At 45.0% G+C, this 21,339-nt stretch carries 32 protein-coding genes; 2 read left to right on the top strand and 30 right to left on the bottom strand.

The window, feature by feature from the left end; translation table 11 throughout:
• Window positions 1-181: 181 nt before the first annotated feature.
• The 3 genes from T426_RS22995 to hydE form a co-directional block, all read right to left on the bottom strand.
• On the bottom strand, window positions 182-832 hold the full coding sequence (locus T426_RS22995) for a class I SAM-dependent methyltransferase (protein WP_025863467.1): 651 nt from the start codon (window positions 830-832) through the stop codon (window positions 182-184).
• A 219-nt stretch (window positions 833-1,051) separates the two neighbouring features.
• Window positions 1,052-1,921 (bottom strand): Cbp1 family collagen-binding glycoprotein adhesin, encoded by an 870-nt coding sequence (locus T426_RS0107115; RefSeq protein WP_025863466.1) that lies wholly within the window; start codon window positions 1,919-1,921, stop codon window positions 1,052-1,054.
• Between the two features lie 311 nt (window positions 1,922-2,232).
• Window positions 2,233-3,327, bottom strand: a complete 1,095-nt coding sequence (gene hydE / locus T426_RS0107110; protein WP_025863465.1) for a [FeFe] hydrogenase H-cluster radical SAM maturase HydE — start codon at window positions 3,325-3,327, stop codon at window positions 2,233-2,235.
• A 169-nt stretch (window positions 3,328-3,496) separates the two neighbouring features.
• Between hydE and amrS the strand changes: the two genes are divergently transcribed.
• On the top strand, window positions 3,497-4,504 hold the full coding sequence (amrS, locus tag T426_RS0107100; protein ID WP_025863464.1) for an AmmeMemoRadiSam system radical SAM enzyme: 1,008 nt from the start codon (window positions 3,497-3,499) through the stop codon (window positions 4,502-4,504).
• An 80-nt stretch (window positions 4,505-4,584) separates the two neighbouring features.
• A complete protein-coding gene (gene mnmA, locus T426_RS0107095) occupies window positions 4,585-5,766 on the top strand; it encodes a tRNA 2-thiouridine(34) synthase MnmA (protein ID WP_025863463.1) in 1,182 nt (393 codons plus the stop codon).
• 23 nt (window positions 5,767-5,789) lie between these two features.
• Here the strand turns inward: mnmA and T426_RS0107090 are convergent, their stop codons facing one another.
• The 27 genes from T426_RS0107090 to rpsS all read right to left on the bottom strand — a co-directional run bounded on the left by T426_RS0107090 (window position 5,790) and on the right by rpsS (window position 21,335).
• Window positions 5,790-7,709, bottom strand: coding sequence for a menaquinone biosynthesis decarboxylase (locus T426_RS0107090; protein WP_025863462.1), 1,920 nt, complete (start codon window positions 7,707-7,709; stop codon window positions 5,790-5,792).
• A 71-nt stretch (window positions 7,710-7,780) separates the two neighbouring features.
• On the bottom strand, window positions 7,781-9,094 hold the full coding sequence (locus T426_RS0107085; protein WP_025863461.1) for a citrate (Si)-synthase: 1,314 nt from the start codon (window positions 9,092-9,094) through the stop codon (window positions 7,781-7,783).
• 206 nt (window positions 9,095-9,300) lie between these two features.
• Window positions 9,301-9,891 carry a 50S ribosomal protein L17 gene (gene rplQ, locus T426_RS26290; RefSeq protein ID WP_025863460.1) on the bottom strand — a complete coding sequence of 197 codons (591 nt, stop codon included), beginning with the start codon at window positions 9,889-9,891 and terminating at the stop codon, window positions 9,301-9,303.
• Between the two features lie 6 nt (window positions 9,892-9,897).
• Window positions 9,898-10,890: a DNA-directed RNA polymerase subunit alpha gene (locus T426_RS0107075; protein ID WP_025863459.1), complete on the bottom strand. Its 993-nt coding sequence runs from the start codon at window positions 10,888-10,890 to the stop codon at window positions 9,898-9,900.
• Window positions 10,891-10,907: 17 nt separating this feature from the next.
• Window positions 10,908-11,516 carry a 30S ribosomal protein S4 gene (gene rpsD / locus T426_RS0107070; RefSeq protein ID WP_025863458.1) on the bottom strand — a complete coding sequence of 203 codons (609 nt, stop codon included), beginning with the start codon at window positions 11,514-11,516 and terminating at the stop codon, window positions 10,908-10,910.
• Between the two features lie 27 nt (window positions 11,517-11,543).
• Window positions 11,544-11,933, bottom strand: coding sequence for a 30S ribosomal protein S11 (rpsK, locus tag T426_RS0107065; protein ID WP_025863457.1), 390 nt, complete (start codon window positions 11,931-11,933; stop codon window positions 11,544-11,546).
• A 12-nt stretch (window positions 11,934-11,945) separates the two neighbouring features.
• Entirely contained in the window at window positions 11,946-12,323 is a 378-nt protein-coding gene (gene rpsM / locus T426_RS0107060; RefSeq protein WP_025863456.1) for a 30S ribosomal protein S13, read from the bottom strand.
• Between the two features lie 39 nt (window positions 12,324-12,362).
• On the bottom strand, window positions 12,363-12,479 hold the full coding sequence (gene ykgO / locus T426_RS25500) for a type B 50S ribosomal protein L36 (protein ID WP_081782363.1): 117 nt from the start codon (window positions 12,477-12,479) through the stop codon (window positions 12,363-12,365).
• Between the two features lie 11 nt (window positions 12,480-12,490).
• Window positions 12,491-12,712, bottom strand: coding sequence for a translation initiation factor IF-1 (gene infA / locus T426_RS0107055; RefSeq protein WP_027585466.1), 222 nt, complete (start codon window positions 12,710-12,712; stop codon window positions 12,491-12,493).
• Entirely contained in the window at window positions 12,691-13,494 is an 804-nt protein-coding gene (gene map / locus T426_RS0107050; protein WP_027585465.1) for a type I methionyl aminopeptidase, read from the bottom strand. The genes infA and map overlap by 22 nt, the downstream gene beginning before the upstream one ends.
• Before the next feature lie 11 nt (window positions 13,495-13,505).
• Window positions 13,506-14,849: a preprotein translocase subunit SecY gene (gene secY, locus T426_RS0107045; RefSeq protein ID WP_027585464.1), complete on the bottom strand. Its 1,344-nt coding sequence runs from the start codon at window positions 14,847-14,849 to the stop codon at window positions 13,506-13,508.
• 5 nt (window positions 14,850-14,854) lie between these two features.
• Window positions 14,855-15,301, bottom strand: a complete 447-nt coding sequence (gene rplO, locus T426_RS0107040) for a 50S ribosomal protein L15 (protein ID WP_025863452.1) — start codon at window positions 15,299-15,301, stop codon at window positions 14,855-14,857.
• A 23-nt stretch (window positions 15,302-15,324) separates the two neighbouring features.
• On the bottom strand, window positions 15,325-15,504 hold the full coding sequence (gene rpmD, locus T426_RS0107035) for a 50S ribosomal protein L30 (protein ID WP_025863451.1): 180 nt from the start codon (window positions 15,502-15,504) through the stop codon (window positions 15,325-15,327).
• A gap of 17 nt (window positions 15,505-15,521) precedes the next feature.
• Window positions 15,522-16,037 carry a 30S ribosomal protein S5 gene (gene rpsE, locus T426_RS0107030; protein ID WP_025863450.1) on the bottom strand — a complete coding sequence of 172 codons (516 nt, stop codon included), beginning with the start codon at window positions 16,035-16,037 and terminating at the stop codon, window positions 15,522-15,524.
• A gap of 5 nt (window positions 16,038-16,042) precedes the next feature.
• On the bottom strand, window positions 16,043-16,399 hold the full coding sequence (gene rplR / locus T426_RS0107025; protein ID WP_025863449.1) for a 50S ribosomal protein L18: 357 nt from the start codon (window positions 16,397-16,399) through the stop codon (window positions 16,043-16,045).
• Between the two features lie 16 nt (window positions 16,400-16,415).
• Window positions 16,416-16,973: a 50S ribosomal protein L6 gene (rplF, locus tag T426_RS0107020; RefSeq protein ID WP_025863448.1), complete on the bottom strand. Its 558-nt coding sequence runs from the start codon at window positions 16,971-16,973 to the stop codon at window positions 16,416-16,418.
• A 16-nt stretch (window positions 16,974-16,989) separates the two neighbouring features.
• A complete protein-coding gene (rpsH, locus tag T426_RS0107015; RefSeq protein WP_025863447.1) occupies window positions 16,990-17,388 on the bottom strand; it encodes a 30S ribosomal protein S8 in 399 nt (132 codons plus the stop codon).
• 20 nt (window positions 17,389-17,408) lie between these two features.
• Window positions 17,409-17,678 (bottom strand): 30S ribosomal protein S14, encoded by a 270-nt coding sequence (gene rpsN, locus T426_RS0107010; protein ID WP_025863446.1) that lies wholly within the window; start codon window positions 17,676-17,678, stop codon window positions 17,409-17,411.
• A 5-nt stretch (window positions 17,679-17,683) separates the two neighbouring features.
• Window positions 17,684-18,241: a 50S ribosomal protein L5 gene (gene rplE, locus T426_RS0107005; RefSeq protein ID WP_025863445.1), complete on the bottom strand. Its 558-nt coding sequence runs from the start codon at window positions 18,239-18,241 to the stop codon at window positions 17,684-17,686.
• Entirely contained in the window at window positions 18,241-18,564 is a 324-nt protein-coding gene (rplX, locus tag T426_RS0107000) for a 50S ribosomal protein L24 (RefSeq protein WP_025863444.1), read from the bottom strand. The genes rplE and rplX overlap by 1 nt, the downstream gene beginning before the upstream one ends.
• A 14-nt stretch (window positions 18,565-18,578) precedes the next feature.
• A complete protein-coding gene (gene rplN / locus T426_RS0106995) occupies window positions 18,579-18,944 on the bottom strand; it encodes a 50S ribosomal protein L14 (RefSeq protein WP_025863443.1) in 366 nt (121 codons plus the stop codon).
• 2 nt (window positions 18,945-18,946) lie between these two features.
• Entirely contained in the window at window positions 18,947-19,204 is a 258-nt protein-coding gene (gene rpsQ, locus T426_RS0106990; RefSeq protein ID WP_027585463.1) for a 30S ribosomal protein S17, read from the bottom strand.
• Between the two features lie 8 nt (window positions 19,205-19,212).
• On the bottom strand, window positions 19,213-19,410 hold the full coding sequence (gene rpmC, locus T426_RS0106985; protein ID WP_025863441.1) for a 50S ribosomal protein L29: 198 nt from the start codon (window positions 19,408-19,410) through the stop codon (window positions 19,213-19,215).
• A complete protein-coding gene (gene rplP, locus T426_RS0106980; protein ID WP_025863440.1) occupies window positions 19,410-19,844 on the bottom strand; it encodes a 50S ribosomal protein L16 in 435 nt (144 codons plus the stop codon). Before rplP ends, rpmC begins: the two co-directional genes overlap by 1 nt.
• Before the next feature lie 34 nt (window positions 19,845-19,878).
• The gene (gene rpsC, locus T426_RS0106975; protein ID WP_025863439.1) at window positions 19,879-20,598 is read right to left on the bottom strand and encodes a 30S ribosomal protein S3; all 720 of its coding nucleotides are present in this window, start codon (window positions 20,596-20,598) and stop codon (window positions 19,879-19,881) included.
• Window positions 20,599-20,604: 6 nt separating this feature from the next.
• Window positions 20,605-21,021 (bottom strand): 50S ribosomal protein L22, encoded by a 417-nt coding sequence (gene rplV / locus T426_RS0106970; RefSeq protein ID WP_025863438.1) that lies wholly within the window; start codon window positions 21,019-21,021, stop codon window positions 20,605-20,607.
• 44 nt (window positions 21,022-21,065) lie between these two features.
• Complete coding sequence (gene rpsS, locus T426_RS0106965) at window positions 21,066-21,335, bottom strand: 30S ribosomal protein S19 (protein WP_025863437.1); 270 nt, start codon at window positions 21,333-21,335, stop codon at window positions 21,066-21,068.
• Between the last annotated feature and the right edge of the window lie 4 nt (window positions 21,336-21,339).

The raw sequence follows: 21,339 nt of genomic DNA, 5'->3' as shown, positions 1-21,339 counted from the left end.
TCTCAGTGCTTGCATGTGCCAGTTTACTAGGGAATTGCAGCTTAATCATTTAATTTCTTAACCTGCATAGGTGGACGAGCCACAGTATAATTATCGAGATAAGAACATCTTACTCTGTCGCCCTTCTTAATTATTTCGTTTTCCGGTCTATTTGGCTTCTGGTCCAATCGCAGGTCAGTGGTCAATTAAATTTCTTTCGACCGCAGAGATAAAATGCTTTGGATTTTTTACCCAACATCCGGCTTTTCAAGATTTCAAAGCCATTATTGATGAGCAATTGCTCAACACTTTTTCGGGTCGTTTTTTCCTTAGTAGCGTCTGCAGAAGGTTTACCAAATGTTTTTAAGTAACGGATTCCCATGGCCATCTTGTAAAAAAAACTCATGTCATCGATGGCAAAAGAGTTAATAATCAACAATCCGCCATTTTTCAGTACCCGATTGCTTTCTTGAATGACACCTTCCGCATTCCCAACAATATGGATCAGGTTCGCCATGAAAACGGTGTCAAAAACTTCGTCTCCAAATTCAAGGCTGAGTGCATCCGCTTTTCGGAATTCAACATTGTCCAGATGTCCCCTTTTCCCTTGGGCAAAATCAATCATCTCATCCGACAGATCGGTTGCTACCACATTGTCCGCTACTTTTTGCAGCGTTTCGGTATATAATCCGGTTCCACATCCTAGTTCCAGCACATTCCCGAGATCGGCCTCTTTCAATAATTCTTCGTGCCCCAAAAGAAGAACTTCGTTACCAACCACATGACTTTGCCTTTCTTCATAGTCTTCGGTAAACCGGCTCCAATAGGTTTCTCTATTTTCTCTTTCCATCATCGCTTTTGGCTATTTATTCCATCGTTCCGAACATTGGTTGGTGGATAAAACAACGATACCCGTACCGACTCTAGTTCTGATAGTCCATATATTGAATTTTCGGCCTGGGAACTTCAGAGGGCATCGTGGCCGTTTGTAAAAGTTACGGAAAGTGTATACAAACTAAAAGAGCATCCCGGGCGGGATGCTCTTTTGAGAACCAATCTTAAAACCTAATAATTATCTTTCAGCCACTACCAAATACTTGGAAGCTTTCCAGAATTCTTCAGGATTTGTAATCGTGATGGCTTCAACTTCGTTGTCCTTTTGCTCGATTTTGTACGAGTCAGCCGGGTGTGCTGTTACCATGTTGATTTTTCTCCCACTCACCGGAATCGTTGTCGTCTTGGTGATATCGATGGCCGTAAATTTCGACGGATCGATCTGGTCGTTTAACTTGTTTGTCCTTCCGATTCCCAGTAAGCCTCCTGTGGCTGAAATGACATGCTGATCCCTCAGCTCCTTTGTCGTACCGATTACGTAGTAAGCGGTATGAAGTCTATCTGTCTTTTCGTTCAGTAATTTTCCTTTCAACTGATTTTCTGCAGAAAGCGATTGAACTGTATCGTTCAACTCGGCAACCTGTCCATTCAGGTTATCCACTTTCCCATTCAGTTCAGTAACCTGAGCAGTCAGATTTGCAATCGACTCCTCTTTTTCCTGAATCTGTTTCTGCAGACTTTCGGTCAATTTCTTGAGTTTTGAGTTGTGGTACCAACTGTTCTTCAGTTTTTTGTTCAAATCGGCCAGGTCAGCTTTGTTCTTGTCCAGCAGATTTTTTACCAAACTCAAATCGCTCAAGACCTGTGTTTTCGAATCAGCAGTCTGCTCACCTGCAGCCTGTACCGAAATCAATTTCTCTTTTACCTTAATTGAATCGAGGTTGGCAGCAATGGCCTGAAACGATTCAACAAAATCGTTGATGGTGGAATCACGCTTCTGCGCTATTTGGGTCAGTTGTGCATTTTCGTCCTTCAACTTTTTTAATTCCTTTTGATTACATGCCGTAAAAAAAGGCAACACGAGCAGAATAATAATTAGTTTTCTCATTTCTCTATTCACTTTCGTTTTCGTCCAATAATTAATATCAAATCACCTGCTAACTAATAAGGGAATATTGTGCCAAAACTTTCAGCGATATTTCTCCAATTGGATAATCCGACACAAACGACTAGAAATCAACAGAGAATGAATAGGGGAATTATTATTCGGAAAAATGCAGGGCCGGCAAGTTCTGCAAGGGTTGTGGGACGGATTCCACACTTTGTGGAACTGAATTCCACACATCGGTAGCCTTTCCACAATTTGCTACGCTACACAGTGGCACGGACGGGTGAATTGTTATAAGGAAAAAATAAATACTACCGGGAGGAAGTCTTCATCCGCTTTTGAAAATGAAGTGAATCGCCCCATTTGCCATAGCCAATCTCACCTTCAGCCAGTGCAATCCGGGCATCCAGGCAACCTTTGCATTGTTCCGGTTCCTCATCAACACAGGGTTTGTTCTGGTAAAGTGCGTAATCGTTTCGGTACATTCCCGGTGTAATGTTGGGCATAATCACGTTGGCACCTACTTTCACCGCTTTTTCACGCCCCAGCGGATCGATGGCCTGCAGGGCTGTTGCCGCAGCAATGTTGATGTCGGGCATGAGCAACCGCAATACAGCAATCATTTTCAGCGAAAGATCGAAGCGTTGTTGTAGCGGCAGTAAGGTTTCGCGGTAAGCATACAGCGGAGTTTCGGCATGCTCGAGATAGGGTCCCATACCGACCATATCAATATCAAAGCTTTTGAAAAAGAGCAGGTCATCAGCCAAATTTTCGAGGGTTTGAAAAGGCAGGCCAATCATCACACCGGTACCTGTTTGGTAACCAGCTTTCTGTAACGAACGCAGGCAGGCGATACGCGAATCGAAATCGTGCAGCGAATCGTTAGGATGTATTTTCCTGTATAGCTCAGGAGTCGAAGATTCGATGCGCAACAAATAGCGGTGTGCGCCCGCTTCAAACCAGCGGCGGTATACCTCGGGCGACTGTTCGCCCAGCGATATGGTAATGCCCAGCTCGCCATTGCTCAACCGCTTGATTTCGCGCAACAGCTTTTCTACCCGGTCGGCGAAAGCCGACGAAGCCAGCTCTCCCGATTGCAACACCAACGAACCATATTGGTTTTCCCACGCAAAACGGGCCGCTGCCAAAATCTCCTCATCCGACAAGTTGTAGCGTTTTACCTCGCTGTTGTCCTTGCGAATACCACAATAGTAGCAGTTCTTGTCGCATACGTTTGAGAACTCCACCAGGCCGCGGAAATACACTTCGTGCCCGGAGTGTTCAGCTTTCACCTCGGCAGCTTTCCGGAAAAGTTTTACCTTTTCCTCTCCTTCCAGCGAAAGCAGGCGGACAATTTCCTCACGGGAAAAATCTGAACGGGTCAGTATGTTATCAATATCATTCATGGTTACGGTGCGGTAAAAATACCATAATCTTTGATAGTAAGATATGACTTTCTTCCGGCAGCTTCGCCCAAATTTCGGTAGTCTGCCTGTTTCTTTGCAGGAAGACTGATTGAACTACCGGACAATCTGAATTGTTGATGATAAGTGACAAACACAACACCCATCCCCCATGAAGAATGCTTTGTATTACGAAAGGGCGGGCCAAAACATCGTCCGTTGTAAGTTATGCCCACACTACTGCATCATAAATGAAGGGAAACGCGGGGCCTGCCAGGTACGGAAAAACGTGGGCGGGGACTTGTATACCGAAATATTTGAAAAGGTAGCTGCCTACGGTTCCGACCCAATCGAGAAGAAACCTCTTTATCACTTCTATCCCGGAAGTAAGATTCTTTCCATTGGAACCATTGGTTGTAACCTGAAGTGTTCGTTCTGCCAGAACTACCGCATCTCGCAGGTATCGCCCGACGAGTTTGACAACTTTAAATTATTCTCTACCGAAGAATTGGTGCAAATTGCATTGAATGACGAGGATAATTTGGGCGTTGCGTTTACCTACAGTGAACCTGGTATTGCTTATGAATATATGTATGAAATGGCCAAACGGGCACTGAATACCCGTTTGAAATCCGTGTTGGTAACCAATGGCTACATCAACAAAGCACCGTTGTTAAGACTTCTCCCCTATATCGACGCATTCAATGTCGATCTGAAAGCCTTTTCGGAGAACTTTTATCACAAAATGACGCATGCCAAACTGGAGCCGGTCAAAAACAGTATCCGCATCATTGCACAATCAGAAAGCCACCTGGAGCTGACCAACCTGGTCATTCCCGGGATGAACGACGACTTTGATGAATTTGAAGAGATGGTTCGCTGGATAGCCGGTGAAACCGGAAAAGATACGCCACTGCATCTATCCCGTTATTTCCCGGCGTTCAAACAGAACATTGCAGCCACACCGGTGAATACGCTACTCGATTTATTTGAAATAGCTGTGCGGCATTTGAACTATGTCTATCTGGGAAATGTAGCAGATGAAAGGCGAAGTTCCACTTACTGCAGTAAATGCCATCAACGGGTCATTGACCGTTCGGGGTACTACACCGAGATTTCCGGACTCGATAAGAAAGGAAACTGCACCAACTGCCATCATCACATCATCGATTATATCTAGGTTAAGCGCACAGCACCTCCCCTTTCATTCGTTGTTCAATTCTTTTAAAAAGAATACCTTTGCGCTGATTTTTATTACACATGAAGGAAAAAGTTGTAGTCGGATTATCGGGCGGCGTCGATTCGAGCGTTGCCGCATACCTGCTCAAGCAGCAAGGTTATGAAGTGATTGGTGTGTTCATGATTAACTGGAAAGAACGCACCGGAACCCTTACGGCGAGTTGTACATGGGAGGATGATATCACCTTTGCAGAGATGATTGCTAAAAAGCTGGATATCCCTTTCCACGTAGTCGATTTGTCGGATTTCTACCGGAAACGGGTGGTCGATTATATGTTCGAGGAATACGGGAAAGGCCATACGCCCAACCCGGACGTGCTCTGTAACCGCGAGATTAAGTTCGATATGTTCATGGAAAAAGCCATGGAACTGGGTGCCGACTACGTGGCCACCGGACATTATTGCCGGAAAGCTGAAGTGGAGAAAGATGGAAAAACGTATTATCGTTTGCTGGCTGGTTCCGATCCCAACAAAGATCAGAGCTACTTCTTGTGTCAGCTCAACCAGGAACAACTGGCTAAGTCCATGTTCCCGATAGGCCATTTGATGAAACCCGAAGTGCGCGAAATTGCCCGTGAGCAGGGACTGATAACAGCCGAACGAAAAGATTCTCAGGGAATCTGTTTTGTGGGCAAAGTGGATTTACCGGTTTTTCTTCAGCAAAAGCTGGAACCAAAACAGGGCAACGTGATTGAAATTCCGGCCGACTTTATGGCCCGGAAAAAGAGTGTGGAGAAAACGCCGGACAATTTCAAAAAGTTATGCCACGCTTTCCCTTACAAACCCTGGAACGGTAAAGTGATTGGCGAACACAACGGCGCTCACTTTTATACCATCGGTCAACGAAAAGGACTAAATATTGGCGGGTACGGAGAACCTCTTTTTGTACTGGCGACCGATATCAACCGGAACATCGTTTACGTAGGTGAAGGGAAAACGCACCCCGGGTTATACCGTCCCGGATTGTTTGTTCCCAAAGAAGATATTCACTGGATCAGACCCGACCTGGAAATTCCGGTTGGAGATGAAACGGAATTTCTCTTCCGGATACGGTATCGCCAGCCTCTGGAAAAAGGACGGATGTACATGCGCGAAGAAGGCCTCTACGTACTTTTCGAAGAAGAACAGCGTGGCATTACAGCCGGCCAGTTTGTGGCCTGGTACACCGACGATGAGCAAATTGGTTCGGGTGTGATTGAATGATTTCCCTGGCTAATCTTAGCCTCTCATTCTTCCCCGGCAATAGCTCCCGTTCCTTTCTGAATGGGAATATATCGTAACGACGGCGATTCGATGAACTCACCCAATCCAAGTTTGGGCCACATTTCATCTACTTTCCGGATGGTTTCCATGGACGAGACCACCGGATTGGGCCAGTCGCGTTTGAAGTTATCTAGCGAGCCGGATTTGCGGGTTCCATCCAGTACCAGGTGAGAAACTTCCCCTTCGCTTTCCCCGTCAAAGATTTGGGAATCGCGTTTGGGATCGATATTACCCGAAACGTACCACCCTACCGCATTCATATCACGGATGTCAAGTTCTTCATCCACAATGGCAATGAATTTAACGCCTTTAAAAGCCTCACTTTCGGCAAGCTTTTTCCCAAGCGTTTTCACCATGCCCGGTTGATTTTTGTTAACTGACACCACCACGAACGAAATGCCCAAATCGAGCAAATCGGCATTGATGTCGTGTACTTCCGGAATTTCTTTTTTAATGTCGTCTGCCGAGATAACGGAACTCGCCGGGACGGTGTAATTCGCAGATTCGCGATACAGTTCCTCTTCGTACTTGTGAGTGGCATCGATACCCATTTTGGAACCGTACGCAAATTTTGCAGCCGAATGGTCGAGCACATCCATTGGTCCTTGCGTAAAATAAATGTCGTGCGCCGGATCGACGACCTGAGACACCATCCGGGCAATTTCGGGATAATTGTGAATGTCGGTTTGCCCGTCAGCCACAATCATCACTTTGTTGAACATCATCTGACCAGCACCCCACATGGCATTCATTACCTTCGCTGCCTGTCCTGCAAATGTCTTGTCAATTTTCGAAATGGTGAGATTATGAGCAACTCCCGCCGGTGGCAATTCCATGTCTTCCATTTCCGGAATCATGGTCAGCTTCATCGGGCTGAGAAAAATACGTTCCGTAGCGCGACCGATGTAAGCGTCTTCCTGCGGCGGAATACCGACAATGGTGGCCGGATACACGGCGTCCTTCCGGTGCGTGATGCAGGTAACATGAAACTTGGGATACCAGTCGGCCAGCGAATAGAATCCGGTGTGATCGCCGAACGGTCCCTCCCATACAAAATCTTCTTCCGGATCGACATACCCTTCGATAACGAAATCGGCATTTGAAGGAACTTCCAAATCGTTAGTGATGCATTTCACCAGCTCCACTCTTTTCTTTCGTAAAAAGCCCGCTAAAAGGTACTCGTCGATGTTATCGGGCAGCGGAGCAGTGGCTGCATACGTATATGCCGGATCGCCGCCCAAAACAACTGAAATGGGCATGCGCTCGCCCCGCTTCTTGTACTCGTTGAAATGGCGTGCCCCGGTTTTGTGTTTATGCCAGTGCATTCCGGTTAAATTCGGACCAAAAACCTGCATGCGATACATCCCGACATTTCGAACGCCTGTCTCCGGATCACGGGTCACCACACAAGGCAACGTAACAAACGGACCGCCGTCAGCAGGCCAGCAGGTCAGCACTGGTAACTTGCCCATATCCGGCTCTTTCATTATTACTTCCTGACATTTTCCTTTTCCGGATACGGATTTCGGCATCCACGAAGAAATTTGGCCAAGCATGGGAAGCATCCTGAGTTTTTCCATCAAACCGGCTTTGGGGCTCACCAGTTTCTTAAACAACGACTCAATTTCGTCGCCAATGGCATTCAGGTTATCAGCACCCAGCGCCAATGCCATCCGGTTATTTGAACCGAAAGCGTTAATCAGAACCGGAAAATCAGTCCCGGTATTTTCAAATAACAGCGCCTTTCCCCCTTCGGGGGATTTGGATACCCTGTCGACAATTTCGGGTATTTCCAATACCGGATTAACGTACTGCTTAATTCTGATCAACTCTCCTTTTTGCTCTAAAAGCTCGATATATTCACGAATTCCCTGAAATGCCATTCTCAAAAATTTTGATATAAAAATAGGGGATTTTACCAATCCCCCATCTTTTCATAAGAACAATCGTATAATCAAATGCCCGCCTGATCTTTGAACCACTGCAAGGTTTGTGATTTAGGACGTTCAATGGGCAACGCATAAATTCGGTCCCAAACCAGTTGAGCCAATACGCCCAAAGCCCGGCTAACACCAAACATCACGGTATAGAAGAAATACTCGTCGATACCATAATGCGTCAAGAGCGATCCGGAATAAGCATCCACATTGGGCCAGGGATTTTTCACCTTACCCAGCGATTGCAATACCGGAGGAACCACTTCATACATGCAGTTCACCACATCAATCAGGTGGTCATCTTTAATGTATTTTTCTGCGAATTTCTTCTGAGCAGTATAACGCGGATCAGTAACACGAAGAACAGCATGACCGAATCCGGGAATGACTTTCCCTTCCGCAATGTAATTCTTCACATAATTGGCGATTTTTTCCTTCTCCTCATCGGCGCAACCACATGGGCCAATTTCATCGAGCATGCCTTTAATCCAGCGAATCACTTCCTGGTTGGCATAGCCATGGAGCGGACCGGCCAAACCGGTCATACCAGCGGCATACGCATAGAAAGGATTACTCAAAGCCGAAGAAACAAGGTGGGTAGTATGTGCAGATACGTTTCCTCCTTCGTGGTCAGCATGAAGGAAAAGGTACATACGGAACAAACGATACACTTCTTCGCTGTCGTATCCCATCATGTGCGCAAAATTGGCTGCCCAGTCAAGTTTCGGATCCGGAGGGATAATATCTCCACCGTGGAAATTCCGACGGTAAATATAAGCAGCTATTGTGGGCAACTGTGCAATCAAATTCATGACATCTTCATAAGTTGTCACCCAATATTCATCTTTCGGTACGCCTTCACGGTAGGCTTTCTGGAACAGCGACTCGGTGGCCATGGCCATAATACCGGCACTGAATTGCGTCATTGGTTTACTGGTAGGAGGCAACGCGTTAATCACGTCGAACACGTGTCCTGGGACCTTATTGCGTTTGGTCCATTCATTGGTCAAATATTGAACGTCTTCGATGGAGGGCAGCTCATCCAATAACATTAAATAAAATAAGCCCTCGGGCAATGGTTCTCCTTCCGGATTTAGTTTGGGAAGTTTCTCCTGTAATTCGGGAATCGAGTACCCCCGAAAACGAATACCGTTTTCCGGATCTAACTTCGAAGTAACAGTGAGCAAACTTGTAACGCCTTTCATGCCCGTCAGCACCTGGCTCATCGAAACGGTGTCCAGCTGCAGGTCACCGTACTCTTTTGCCAGTTTTTTTACAATTTGCCTCTCCTGATCCCCTTTCTTTAGGAGTTTTTCCTTGATATAGTCCATAGTAATAGGTGTTGAGTTGTTCTCAAATCTAATTAATTTATTTAAATATTCTCATATTTCAAAACTTGTCAATTCAATATCATAACAAAAAAAAACGTTAAAAGGTTGATGATTTAAGCGCCCATTCCTCTATAAATCGACCCTGTAAAATAAAAAAAGGGGAAGCCTGCAGGCCTCCCCTTTTTGAGTGTAGAATGTTGTATCGATTATTCAGCCTTTTCTTCTTCTGGCTGATCATCTGATTTATCTTCGGCTTTCGGCTCTTCAGCTGCCTTTTCTTCCGATACTTCATCAGCTTTAACAGCTTCTTCTTTGGTATCAGCTTCAGGAGCTTTGGTCTCTTCCTTAGCAGCAGGTTTTTCACTGCTTTTCTTTTTCGAAGCACCACGTCTTGAACGGGTTTTCTTAGGAGCTTCTTCTTTTGCTGCCAGCATGTTTTCGTTGTAGTCCACCAGCTCGATGATACACATCTCAGCGTTATCACCCAAACGGTTACCGGTTTTCAGAATGCGGGTATATCCTCCCGGACGTTCGCCTACTTTTACGATAACTTCGCGGAACAACTCATTAACAGCTGTCTTGCTGCGCAATGAACGGAATGCCATACGACGGTTGTGCGTGGTATCATCTTTAGCCTTGGTAATAATCGGCTCAATGAACGAACGCAACGACTTAGCCTTAGCAACAGTAGTACTGATTCGTTTGTGCAGGATCAGGGAGTTGGCCATGTTAGACAACATCGCTTTCCGGTGAGAGCTAGTCCTGCCTAAATGATTGAATCCTTTATTATGTCTCATTGTTTATTATTCCTTGTCTAATTTATACTTACCGATGTCCATCCCGAAGTTCAGACTCATACCAACAAGCAAATCATCAAGCTCGGTAAGCGACTTTTTACCAAAGTTGCGGAATTTGAGCAGATCATTCCGGTTGTACTGAACCAGGTCGCCAAGGGTATCCACGTCGGCGGCTTTCAAACAATTGAGCGCGCGTACCGACAGGTCCATGTCGACGAGTTTGGTCTTCAGGAGCTGACGCATGTGAAGTACTTCTTCATCGAATTCTTCATTCGCAAATTTCTCGTCAGAGTCAAGTGTAATTTTCTCATCGGAGAAGAGCATGAAGTGGTAAATCAGAATTTTAGCAGCTTCCTTCAGAGCATCTTTGGGATGAATTGAACCATCAGTCTTGATATCAAGCACCAACTTTTCATAGTCGGTTTTCTGCTCCACACGGTAGTTTTCAACCGCGTATTTCACATTCTTGATAGGTGTAAAGATGGAATCGATAGGAATGACACCGAATTCTTCTTCAACGGGCTTGTTCTCGACACTCGGAACATATCCGCGTCCCTTTTCAATGGTCAGTTCAATCTGGAGTTTTACTTCGGGCTCCATATTGCAAATAACCAATTCGGGATTCAGTACGCGAAAACCAGTGATGAAATTATTAATATCACCAGCCTTGAACTGCTCCTGGCCGAAAAGGGTAACCGTTACCTTTTCCGTTTCGAAGTCTTCCACTTCCCTTTTGAACCGGATTTGTTTCAGGTTCAGAATCATCTCCGTTACATCTTCGATGACTCCGGGAATGGTAGAAAATTCGTGTTCTACCCCTTCGATTTTGATTGTGGTAATAGCGTATCCTTCCAAAGATGATAACAGAATCCTCCGCAATGCATTGCCGATGGTGATTCCATAACCGGGCTCCAACGGACGAAATTCGAACTTGCCGAATTTGTCGTCGGATTCAACCATTATCACTTTATCAGGCTTCTGGAAAGCTAAAATTGCCATAAACCTTAAATTAATTTTTATTTCGAATACAACTCTACGATAAGCTGTTCCTTGATATTTTCTGGAATTTCTTCCCGTTCCGGAACATTCAGGAACTTACCAGTCTTAGCTTCCCCATCCCATTCAATCCAGGGATATTTGTTATGACGTTGCGAAGACAATGAATCGGTAACTACTTCAAGCGATTTCGATTTCTCGCGGACACCGATTACATCACCCGGACGTACACTGTACGAAGGGATATTCACCACCTTGTTGTTTACCACAATGTGTTTGTGGCCTACCAACTGACGCGCAGCAGCACGGGTGGGAGCGATTCCTAAACGGAATACGACGTTATCGAGACGACTCTCGAGAAGCTGAAGCAATACGGTACCGGTAACTCCTTTATGCGACGCAGCCTTTTTGAAAAGGTTACGGAACTGTTTCTCAAGGACACCGTAAGTATACTTAACTTTTTGTTTTTCTTTAAGCTGGGTTCCGTATTCGGACACTTTCCTGCGGCGACGGTTGTTACCGTGCATTCCCGGAGGATAGTTCTTGTGCTCAAAAGCTTTATCGGGCCCGAAAATGGGTTCACCAAATTTTCTTGCGATCTTAGTTTGTGGTCCTCTATATCTTGCCATTATTTTCTTCTTTTAAATCATCAAAAATTAGACACGACGACGTTTCGGAGGCCGACAACCATTGTGTGGCAGCGGAGTAACGTCAACAATCTCGGTAACCTGGATACCAACGTTTGAAATGGCACGAATAGCCGATTCACGTCCGTTACCTGGTCCCTTAACGTATACTTTTACCTTCCGTAATCCAAGATCATAAGCAGTTTTTGCGCACTCTTCCGATGCAGTCTGTGCTGCATAAGGTGTATTTTTCTTTGATCCGCGGAATCCTTTTTTTCCAGCCGAAGACCAGCTAATAACTTCTCCGTTATTGTTGGTCATCGAAATGATGATGTTATTGAAAGAAGAGTGTACGTGAGCCTGTCCTACAGCCTCTACATTTACTACTCTTTTTTTCGAACTTCCAGACTTCTTTGCCATATCTACTTAAAATTATTTAGTAGCCTTCTTCTTGTTAGCAACCGTTTTTCTTTTTCCTTTACGGGTTCTGGCGTTGTTTTTGGTGCTCTGACCACGTACCGGAAGGCCAATACGGTGGCGAATGCCACGATAGCAACCGATATCCATCAGTCGTTTAATGTTCAGCTGATATTCGGAGCGCAGTTCACCTTCTACTTTATATTTTTCATTGATCACTTTGCGAATAGCAGCGAACTGGCTATCGTCCCAGTCCTTTACCTTGACATCTTTATCAACTCCAGCCTGCTCGAGAATTTGCTGTGCACGGCTGCGACCGATACCAAAGATATAGGTCAGGGCAATTTCACCTCTTTTATTGTTCGGTATATCTACACCAACTATACGAGCCATATTATTAACGAATTAAAAAATCCTTACAAAATTAATACATTATCCCTGACGTTGCTTGAACTTCGGGTTTTTTTTGTTAATAACGTAGAGACGACCTTTCCGCCGAACGATTTTGCAATCAGCACTACGTTTTTTGATAGATACTCTTACTTTCATTTTTCTGCGCTTTAATTTTTATATCTGAAAGTGATCCTTCCTTTAGTAAGGTCGTATGGAGACATCTCAACTTTTACTTTGTCACCAGGTAAAATCTTGATATAGTGCATACGCATCTTGCCCGATATGTGAGCAGTGATCACATGACCATTTTGTAATTCTACCCTAAACATAGCGTTTGACAACGCTTCGATAATGGTTCCATCTTGTTCTATAGAAGGCTGTTTTGCCATAAAAAGTTGTTTTTTTTAATTGCTTCTTCTATAAAGTTAAAAGTTGAAAGTTTTTCAGCTTTCCCTTCCCGTACCACAAGGGTATGTTCAAAGTGTGCTGATGATTCTCCATCTACTGTTTTAACGGTCCAGCCATCGTCTTCGGTTACTACTCCGGGTTTCCCTGAATTCAGCATCGGTTCAACAGCTATTACCATCCCACGTCTGAGCTTCACTCCACGTCCGGGTTTGCCATAATTGGCTACTGCCGGTTCTTCGTGGAGATTCCGCCCAATGCCATGCCCAACTAAATCTCTTACTATTGAGAAGTGATGTCGTTCGGCATGGCGCTGGACAGCATGTCCTATATCACCGAGCCGGTTTCCTTCAATTGCCGCGGTTATGGCATCCTCTAACGAACGATATGTTGCCCGGCATAAGGTTTCTTCACGTTCCGGAACATTTCCGACCATAAAGGTATAACATGAATCACCGTACCAGCCGTTTAAGAGTACGCCACAATCTATGGAAACAATATCCCCGTCCTTAATTTTATATGCGGACGGTATACCATGCACTACCGTGTTGTTGACAGAAGTACAAAGGGTATTGGGATATCCCTGATAGCCCAGAAAACCTGGCTTTCCGTTATTATTTCGAATGAACGTTTCAGCTATCCGGTCCAACTCAAGCGTTGAAATACCGGGTTGAATATATAGTGCTATTTCAGCTAATGTGCGACTTACAAGTAAGCAGCTTTCACGAATGAGGTCGATTTCTTCATTTGTTTTGAAGTAAATCATCCCCAACCGCCTTAAATCACAGAAGGACCGCCACCGGTACGTCCCTTAATACGACCGCCTTTCATCAGACCATCGTAGTGACGCATGAGCAGGTGACTTTCAATCTGCTGCAGGGTGTCCAGAATAACTCCCACAAGAATCAGCAACGACGTTCCACCGTAGAAATGCGCAAACTGGGAATTAACTCCCGCCATCATTGCAAACGCCGGCAAAATCGTTACCAGTCCCAAAAAGATGGAACCCGGCAGTGTAATTCTTGACATGATGGTATCCAGGTATTCAGCCGTTCGTTTACCCGGTTTTCCCCCCGGTATAACCCCGCCATTCTTTTTCATGTCCTCAGCCATTTGGACCGGATTAATGGTAATAGCGGTATAGAAATAGGTGAATATGATTACCAGCATGAACTGGGTAAAGTTATACCAGAATCCGGTATAGTCAGAGAATGCTGACACAAAGCCACTCATCGCGTCCGAACCGGAAAAACCGGCAATACTCATCGGTACAAACATGATAGCCTGCGCGAAAATGATAGGCATTACACCTGCAGCATTCACCTTCAGGGGAATGTACTGACGAACACCGCCGTACTGACGGTTACCTACAATTCTCTTTGCATACTGTACCGGTACTTTCCGGGTACCCTGAACAAGCAGGATAGTCACCATGAATACCAGGAATAGAAATACAAATTCGACCAGAAACGCTACCAGTCCTCCTCCCTGCTCTTCCAACCGGTTAATAAACTCGGCGAAGAGAGCAAAAGGCAGACGGGCAATAATACCAATCATGATAATGAGCGAAATACCGTTACCAATTCCCTTATCAGTAATTCGTTCTCCCAGCCACATAACAAACATGGAACCAGATGTCAGAATTATTGTAGAAGCAATGGTAAAAGCGGCTCCCTTAATTGCAAATGCCGTTTCGGGAAGCTGATAGTGCAAGTTAGTTAAGTAAGCCGGCGCTTGAAACAACAGAATACCCACTGTTAAATAGCGGGTAATCTGATTGATTTTATTACGTCCGGACTCTCCTTCTTTCTGTAACTTCTGAAAATAAGGAACTGCGATACCCATAAGCTGAATCACGATTGAAGCACTGATGTAGGGCATAATTCCCAACGCGAATATTGATGCGTGCGAGAACGCTCCTCCCGAAAACATGTTCAACAGTCCGAGAAGTCCTGAGGAAGTTTGCGCCTTTAGTGCACCCAACTGTGCCGGGTCAATTCCCGGTAGGGAGACGAATGAACCAAGTCGGTAAACAACCAGAAACAGTAACGTAACTGTCAACCGGGATCTTAAATCCTCAATCTTGTAGATGTTCTTAAGGGTCTCGAATAACTTTTTCATTAGGTTCAGAGTATTTCAGTAGTTCCTTCTAATTTTTCGATTGCCTCTTTAGCGCTCTTTGAGAAAGCATGGGCCTTTACGTTGAGTTTTTTACTCAATTCACCGTTTCCAAGGATTTTCACCTTGTCATTTTTGGAAATAAATCCAGCGGCGATGAGCGTATCAACGTCGATTGCTTCCAGTCCTTTATCGTCGGCTAATTTCTGCAAAACGCTCAGGTTGATAGCTTTGTATTCAACCCGGTTTACATTTTTAAAACCGAACTTAGGCACAAGGCGCTGCAAAGGCATCTGTCCACCCTGGAATCCGATTTTTCTTGAATAACCGGAACGGGATTTGGCACCTTTGTGTCCACGGGTCGATGTGCCACCATGGCCTGACCCCTGACCTCTACCAATCCTTTTTTCGCTTTTGGTGGAACCTTTTGCAGGCTGTAAGTTATGCAATTCCATATCTGAAAAAATGATTTTTGTCGTTAAACTTCTTCAACCTTAACAAGGTGCTTCAGTTTGTTAACCATTCCCTGAATTTGCGGAGTAGCCTCATGCTCGATGGTCTGGTTCAGTTTCCTTAGTCCCAGGGCTACGAGGGTTCTTTTTTGAACCTTAGAAGCACCAATTCCGCTTTTCACCTGTGTAATTCGAATTTTTGCCATTTCTCTAGGTGTCTTTCTTATCCGTTAAACACTTTGTCGAGGGTTACGCCACGGTGTTCAGCAACGGTATAGGCATCGCGCATTTCGAGCAATCCGTTGAACGTTGCTTTCACCAGGTTGTGCGGGTTGGATGACCCCTTGGACTTAGCCAGGATGTCATGAATTCCAACACTCTCCAATACAGCGCGCATTGCACCCCCTGCTTTTACTCCGGTACCCGAAGATGCCGGTTTCAGGAATACCCTTGCACCGCCATACTTGGCTATCTGCTCGTGTGGAATAGTTCCGTTAATAACCGGAACCTTAACGAGATTTTTCTTAGCTGCATCAACACCTTTCGCGATGGCGGTGGTTACTTCACTGGCTTTACCAAGACCCCAGCCTACAATTCCGTCTTCGTTGCCAACAACGACGATAGCTGAAAAGCTGAATGTTCTACCACCTTTGGTGACTTTGGTAACGCGGTTAATTGCTACTAACCGGTCTTTAAGGTCGAGATCGCTGGTTTTTACTTTTTTAATGTTCTTAGCCATAATACTTAGAATTTAAGACCTCCTTCGCGAGCAGCTTCGGCGACTGCTTTAACACGTCCGTGATACAAATATCCCCCTCTGTCAAATCTTACGGTACTGATACCGGCAGCTACTGCCTTTTCAGCAGCGAGTTTCCCAACTTTAGCTGCAATTTCAGTTTTCGTACCCTTTTCAGAGGCGATTTCTTTATTCAGTGAAGATACTGCGACCAAGGTAGTACCCGCTACATCATCGATCAACTGCACATAAACCTGCTTGTTGCTTCGATAAATACTCATGCGAGGAGCCTCGGCAGAACCAGAAATTTTAGTCCTGATTCTTTTACGAATTCTATCTCTTCTTTCTTGCTTTGTAAGAGCCATAACTCAAAAGTCAAAATTATTTAACATTTGCCGATTTACCAGCTTTACGACGTAGCTGCTCTCCAACAAACTTGATACCTTTTCCTTTATAAGGTTCAGGCATACGGAAGGAACGAATTTTAGCAGCAACCTGGCCGATGAGCTGTTTGTCAGCACTTTTAAGTGTTACGATTGGATTGCTTCGCTTGTCAGTCACGGCTTCCACTTTCACTTCGTTAGGAAGCTGAATGTAGGTATGGTGAGAATATCCCAGAACCAGATCGAGGATCTGTCCTTTGTTCTCGGCGCGGTAACCAACACCAACCAATTCCAATTTAATTTCATAACCCTTTGAAACGCCTTCAACCATGTTGTTGATCAATGAGCGGTACAAACCGTGCATTGCTTTGTGACGCTTCTGCTCAGTGGGTCGTTTCACCACAATCGTACTTTCTTCCAGAGAAATTTCGATTTCGGGATCGACCTTTTGGAAGAGTTCCCCCTGAGGACCTTTTACGGTAACGATGTTTTCGTCGCTTACGTTTACAGTCACTCCGGCAGGGACTTCAATGGGCAGTTTTCCTATCCTTGACATTGTAATTCCTCCTTAATTAATAAACGTAGCACAAAATCTCTCCACCTACTTTCAGGTCCTTAGCTTCTTTGTCGGTGATAACTCCTTTCGATGTTGAAAGAATAGCTACACCCAAACCGTTGAGTACACGCGGAATTGAATCGGTGTTACAGTAACGGCGAAGTCCGGGTTTAGAGATACGCTTCAGCGTTTTAATAGCAGGCGTACCGTCGACCGGGTGGTACTTGAGAGCGATTTTAATGCTTCCCTGGTAGTTTTTCTCTTCATCAATTTTGTAATTCAAAATGTACCCTTTCTCCTTCAGGATTTTGGTCATTTCGATTTTAAGATTTGATGCAGGAATCTCTACTACTTTATGTTTTGCCTTAAGGGCATTTCTCAGTCGAGTCAGATAATCTGCAATCGGATCAGTCATCTTTGCAATAATTTAAATGATTACCAACTTGCTTTTTTAACTCCGGGAATCAGGCCGGCCGAAGCCATTTCACGGAACTGAATCCTGGAGATGCCGAACTGACGCATATACCCTTTCGGACGACCGGTGAGATTACAACGATTGTGCATACGTACGCGCGATGAGTTACGCGGCAGTTTGCTCATTCCAATGTAGTCACCTTCTTCTTTGAGGCGTGCCCTTTTTTCGGCATATCTTTCAACGAGTTTCGCACGTTTTACTTCACGTGCTTTCATTGATTCCTTAGCCATATCCTTTAATTCTTTTTAGCGTTTTTAAACGGGATACCAAATGCGCGAAGCAATGCATATCCTTCTTCATCGGTATCAGCCGAAGTAACGAATGTAATATTATACCCGTTAATCTTGGTTACCTTATCGAGAACAATCTCAGGGAAGATAATCTGCTCCGTTACACCAAGGGTATAATTTCCACGTCCGTCGAATTTGTCGTTAATCCCTTTGAAGTCGCGGATACGCGGCAGGGCAACACAAATCAAACGATCAAGAAATTCATACATCCGCTCGCGGCGCAGGGTTACACGAACTCCAATCGGCATTTTCTTACGCAGTTTGAAATTCGAAATATCCTTCTTTGAATTGGTAGTAACAGCTTTTTGACCGGTAATTGCAGACAATTCTTCGACTGCAACCTCAATGAGTTTCTTATCGGCAATAGCGGCACCAACTCCCTGGTTGATGATAATTTTCTCGAGTTTCGGAACCTGCATGATGGAACTATAACCAAATTCCTTCTGCAAAGCAGGTACGATTTCTTCTCGGTACTTGTTCTTTAGTGTAGGTACGTAATCCATTACTTAATCTCCTCTCCTGATTTTTTCGAATAACGTACTAATTTTCCTTTGTCGTTCAGGCGACGGCCAATGCGAGTCCGCTTACCGTTTGCAGGATCAACCAACATCAGGTTGGAAATATGCACCGGGGCTTCCTGTTTCAAAATTCCGCCCTGTGGATTTTCTGCATTGGGTTTGGTGTGTTTCGACACCAGATTGACTCCCTCGACGATGGCGCGGTCTTTCTCCCGGATTACCTCGAGCACTTTTCCTTGCTGCCCTTTGGAGTTGCCGGATATTACCACTACGCTATCCCCTTTTTTGATATGTAACTTTTTCTGCATTGTTCTGAATCTTTTTAAAGTACTTCAGGTGCCAAAGAGACAATTTTCATGTGGCTGTCACGCAGTTCGCGGGCAACGGGACCGAAAATACGGGTTCCACGCATTTCGCCGGTTGCACTGAGCAACACAACTGCATTGTCATCGAAGCGAATGTATGAGCCATCCTGACGGCGCACTTCTTTCCGCGTACGAACAACAACAGCCTTCGAAACAGTCCCTTTTTTCAAGTCGCTGCCAGGAAGAGCGTTCTTAACCGTTACCACCACTTTGTCACCCAAAGAGGCATAACGCTTGCGGGTACCGCCTAAAACGCGAATGACCAAAGCTTCCTTTGCTCCGCTGTTATCGGCAACTGTACAACGTGTTTCTTGCTGTATCATGGTTACTTAGCTCTTTCTAAAATTTCAACTAGTCTCCATCCCTTGTTTTTCGACAGTGGACGGGTTTCCATAATTTTTACGGTATCGCCAATGTTGCAGGTATTAGCTTCGTCGTGTGCATAAAATTTGCTGGTTTTATTCACAAACTTCCCATACATAGGATGTTTAACCTTACGCTTTTCTGCAACGACAATGGTTTTATCCATCTTATTGCTAACGACAACGCCGATACGCTCTTTCCGAAGATTTCTTGTTTCCATTGTCTAATTTATTTTTCTTCAAGTTGACGTTTCCGCAGTTCTGTTTGCAAACGAGCAATATCTCTGCGGGTATGGCGAATTCTTAACGGATTATCAAGCGGGCTCACGGCATGATTCATTTTCATCCGAACCAACTCTTCATTCGCGTTATCGATCTTCTCAACGATTTCCGCTGTGGTTAACTCTCTGATCTCAGAAGTTTTCATTACTCAGTAATTGAAGATTCTACAAAATCGCGTCGAATAACAAATTTGGTCGTCACTGGCAATTTTTGTGCTGCCAGGCGCAATGCTTCCTTCGCGAGATCGAACGGAACACCGTCAACTTCAATCAGGATTCTTCCTGGAGTAACGGGTGCGACAAATGCTTCAGGAGCTCCTTTACCTTTACCCATACGAACCTCTGCAGGCTTCTTGGTAATCGGTTTATCTGGAAAAATTCGGATCCAAATCTGTCCCTGACGCTGCATGTGGCGGGTTACCGCTACCCTGGCTGCCTCTATCTGACGGCCGGTAATCCATGCTGATTCCAGGGATTTAATACCAAAGGTTCCAAATGAAAGCTGATTACCGCGTTGGGCATTCCCCTTCATCCGTCCCTTTTGTACTCTTCTGAACTTTACTTTTTTTGGCTGTAACATCTTTTTTAACTTTCTCGATGGTTAACAGACTTAATTATTTCCTACGCTGCTTCCTGGCTCCGCCACCTTGCTTGCCACCGCGTCCACTTGGTCCTTTTGATTGACCAACGTTTGGCGACAAGTCGCGTTTGCCATAAACTTCTCCTTTGCAGATCCAAACCTTTACACCGATTAAACCGGTTTTGGTTAAAGCTTCTCCAAGGGCGTAGTCAATGTCGGCACGAAGGGTGTGCAAGGGTGTACGGCCATCTTTATACATTTCTGAACGAGCCATTTCAGCACCGTTCAAACGACCGGAAACCTGCACTTTAATACCTTCTGCTCCCATTCGCATAGCGGAAGCAATCGACATTTTAACGGCGCGGCGGTAGGCAATTTTGCCTTCTACCTGGCGTGCGATATTATTAGCGACGATGCGAGCGTCGAGTTCAGGACGTTTAATCTCGAAGATGTTGATCTGAACTTCCTTCTTGGTGATCTTCTTCAACTCCTCTTTCAATTTGTCGACTTCCTGACCACCTTTACCAATAATAATACCGGGCCTTGAGGTATGGATTGTGATAGTGATGAGCTTCAGCGTGCGCTCGATGATAATCTTCGAAATGCTTGCTTTAGCCAAACGTGCAGAAAGATATTCCCGCAGTTTGTGGTCTTCGACCAGTTTGTCACCATAGTTATCACCTCCGAACCAGTTGGAATCCCATCCTTTGATGATTCCAAGCCTATTAGATATCGGATTTACTTTTTGTCCCATGTATTATTATTTAGAAATTTCTTCAACAACATTCTTACTGTCCAGACGGAGAGTTACATGGTTCGAACGTTTCCGGATACGGTGCGCACGACCCTGAGGTGCCGGGCGCAAACGTTTCAGAATACGTGCCGAATCAACGAACACTTCCGACACGTAAAGATTACTTTCTTCAATCCTTACGCCTTCGTTTTTGGCCTGCCAGTTCGCGATAGCTGAAAGCAATAGTTTTTCAACCGGGCGAGCGGCATCCTTTGACGAGAACTTCAGGACGTCCAGAGCATGATTCACCTCCATGCCGCGGATCATATCAGCGACAAGACGCATTTTACGCGGCGAAGTGGGACAATTGCGCAGAACGGCCTGATATTGTTGTTTTTTTGCTTCTTTGAGCAATTCAGCGCTCTTTCTTTTTCTTGAACCCATCGTTAGTACTTTTTACTACTTTTTAACATTACCGTGGGTGTGGCTTATCTCTTTTTGTTTCCACCATGACCCCGGAAGGTACGTGTAGGTGCAAATTCTCCCAATTTGTGACCAACCATGTTCTCAGTTACATAAACAGGGATAAACTTGTTTCCGTTGTGAACAGCGATGGTATGGCCTACAAAATCAGGTGAAATCATGGAATGTCTGGCCCACGTTTTGATTACCGACTTCTTCCCGCCTTCATTCATGGCGAGAACCTTTTTTTCCAATTTAAAGTCGATAAAAGGGCCTTTTTTAAGCGAACGGCTCATAATC

Source organism: Prolixibacter bellariivorans ATCC BAA-1284 (genome assembly GCF_000621705.1).
Taxonomy (GTDB): domain Bacteria; phylum Bacteroidota; class Bacteroidia; order Bacteroidales; family Prolixibacteraceae; genus Prolixibacter; species Prolixibacter bellariivorans.
This window is presented reverse-complemented; position numbering and strand designations above follow the sequence as displayed.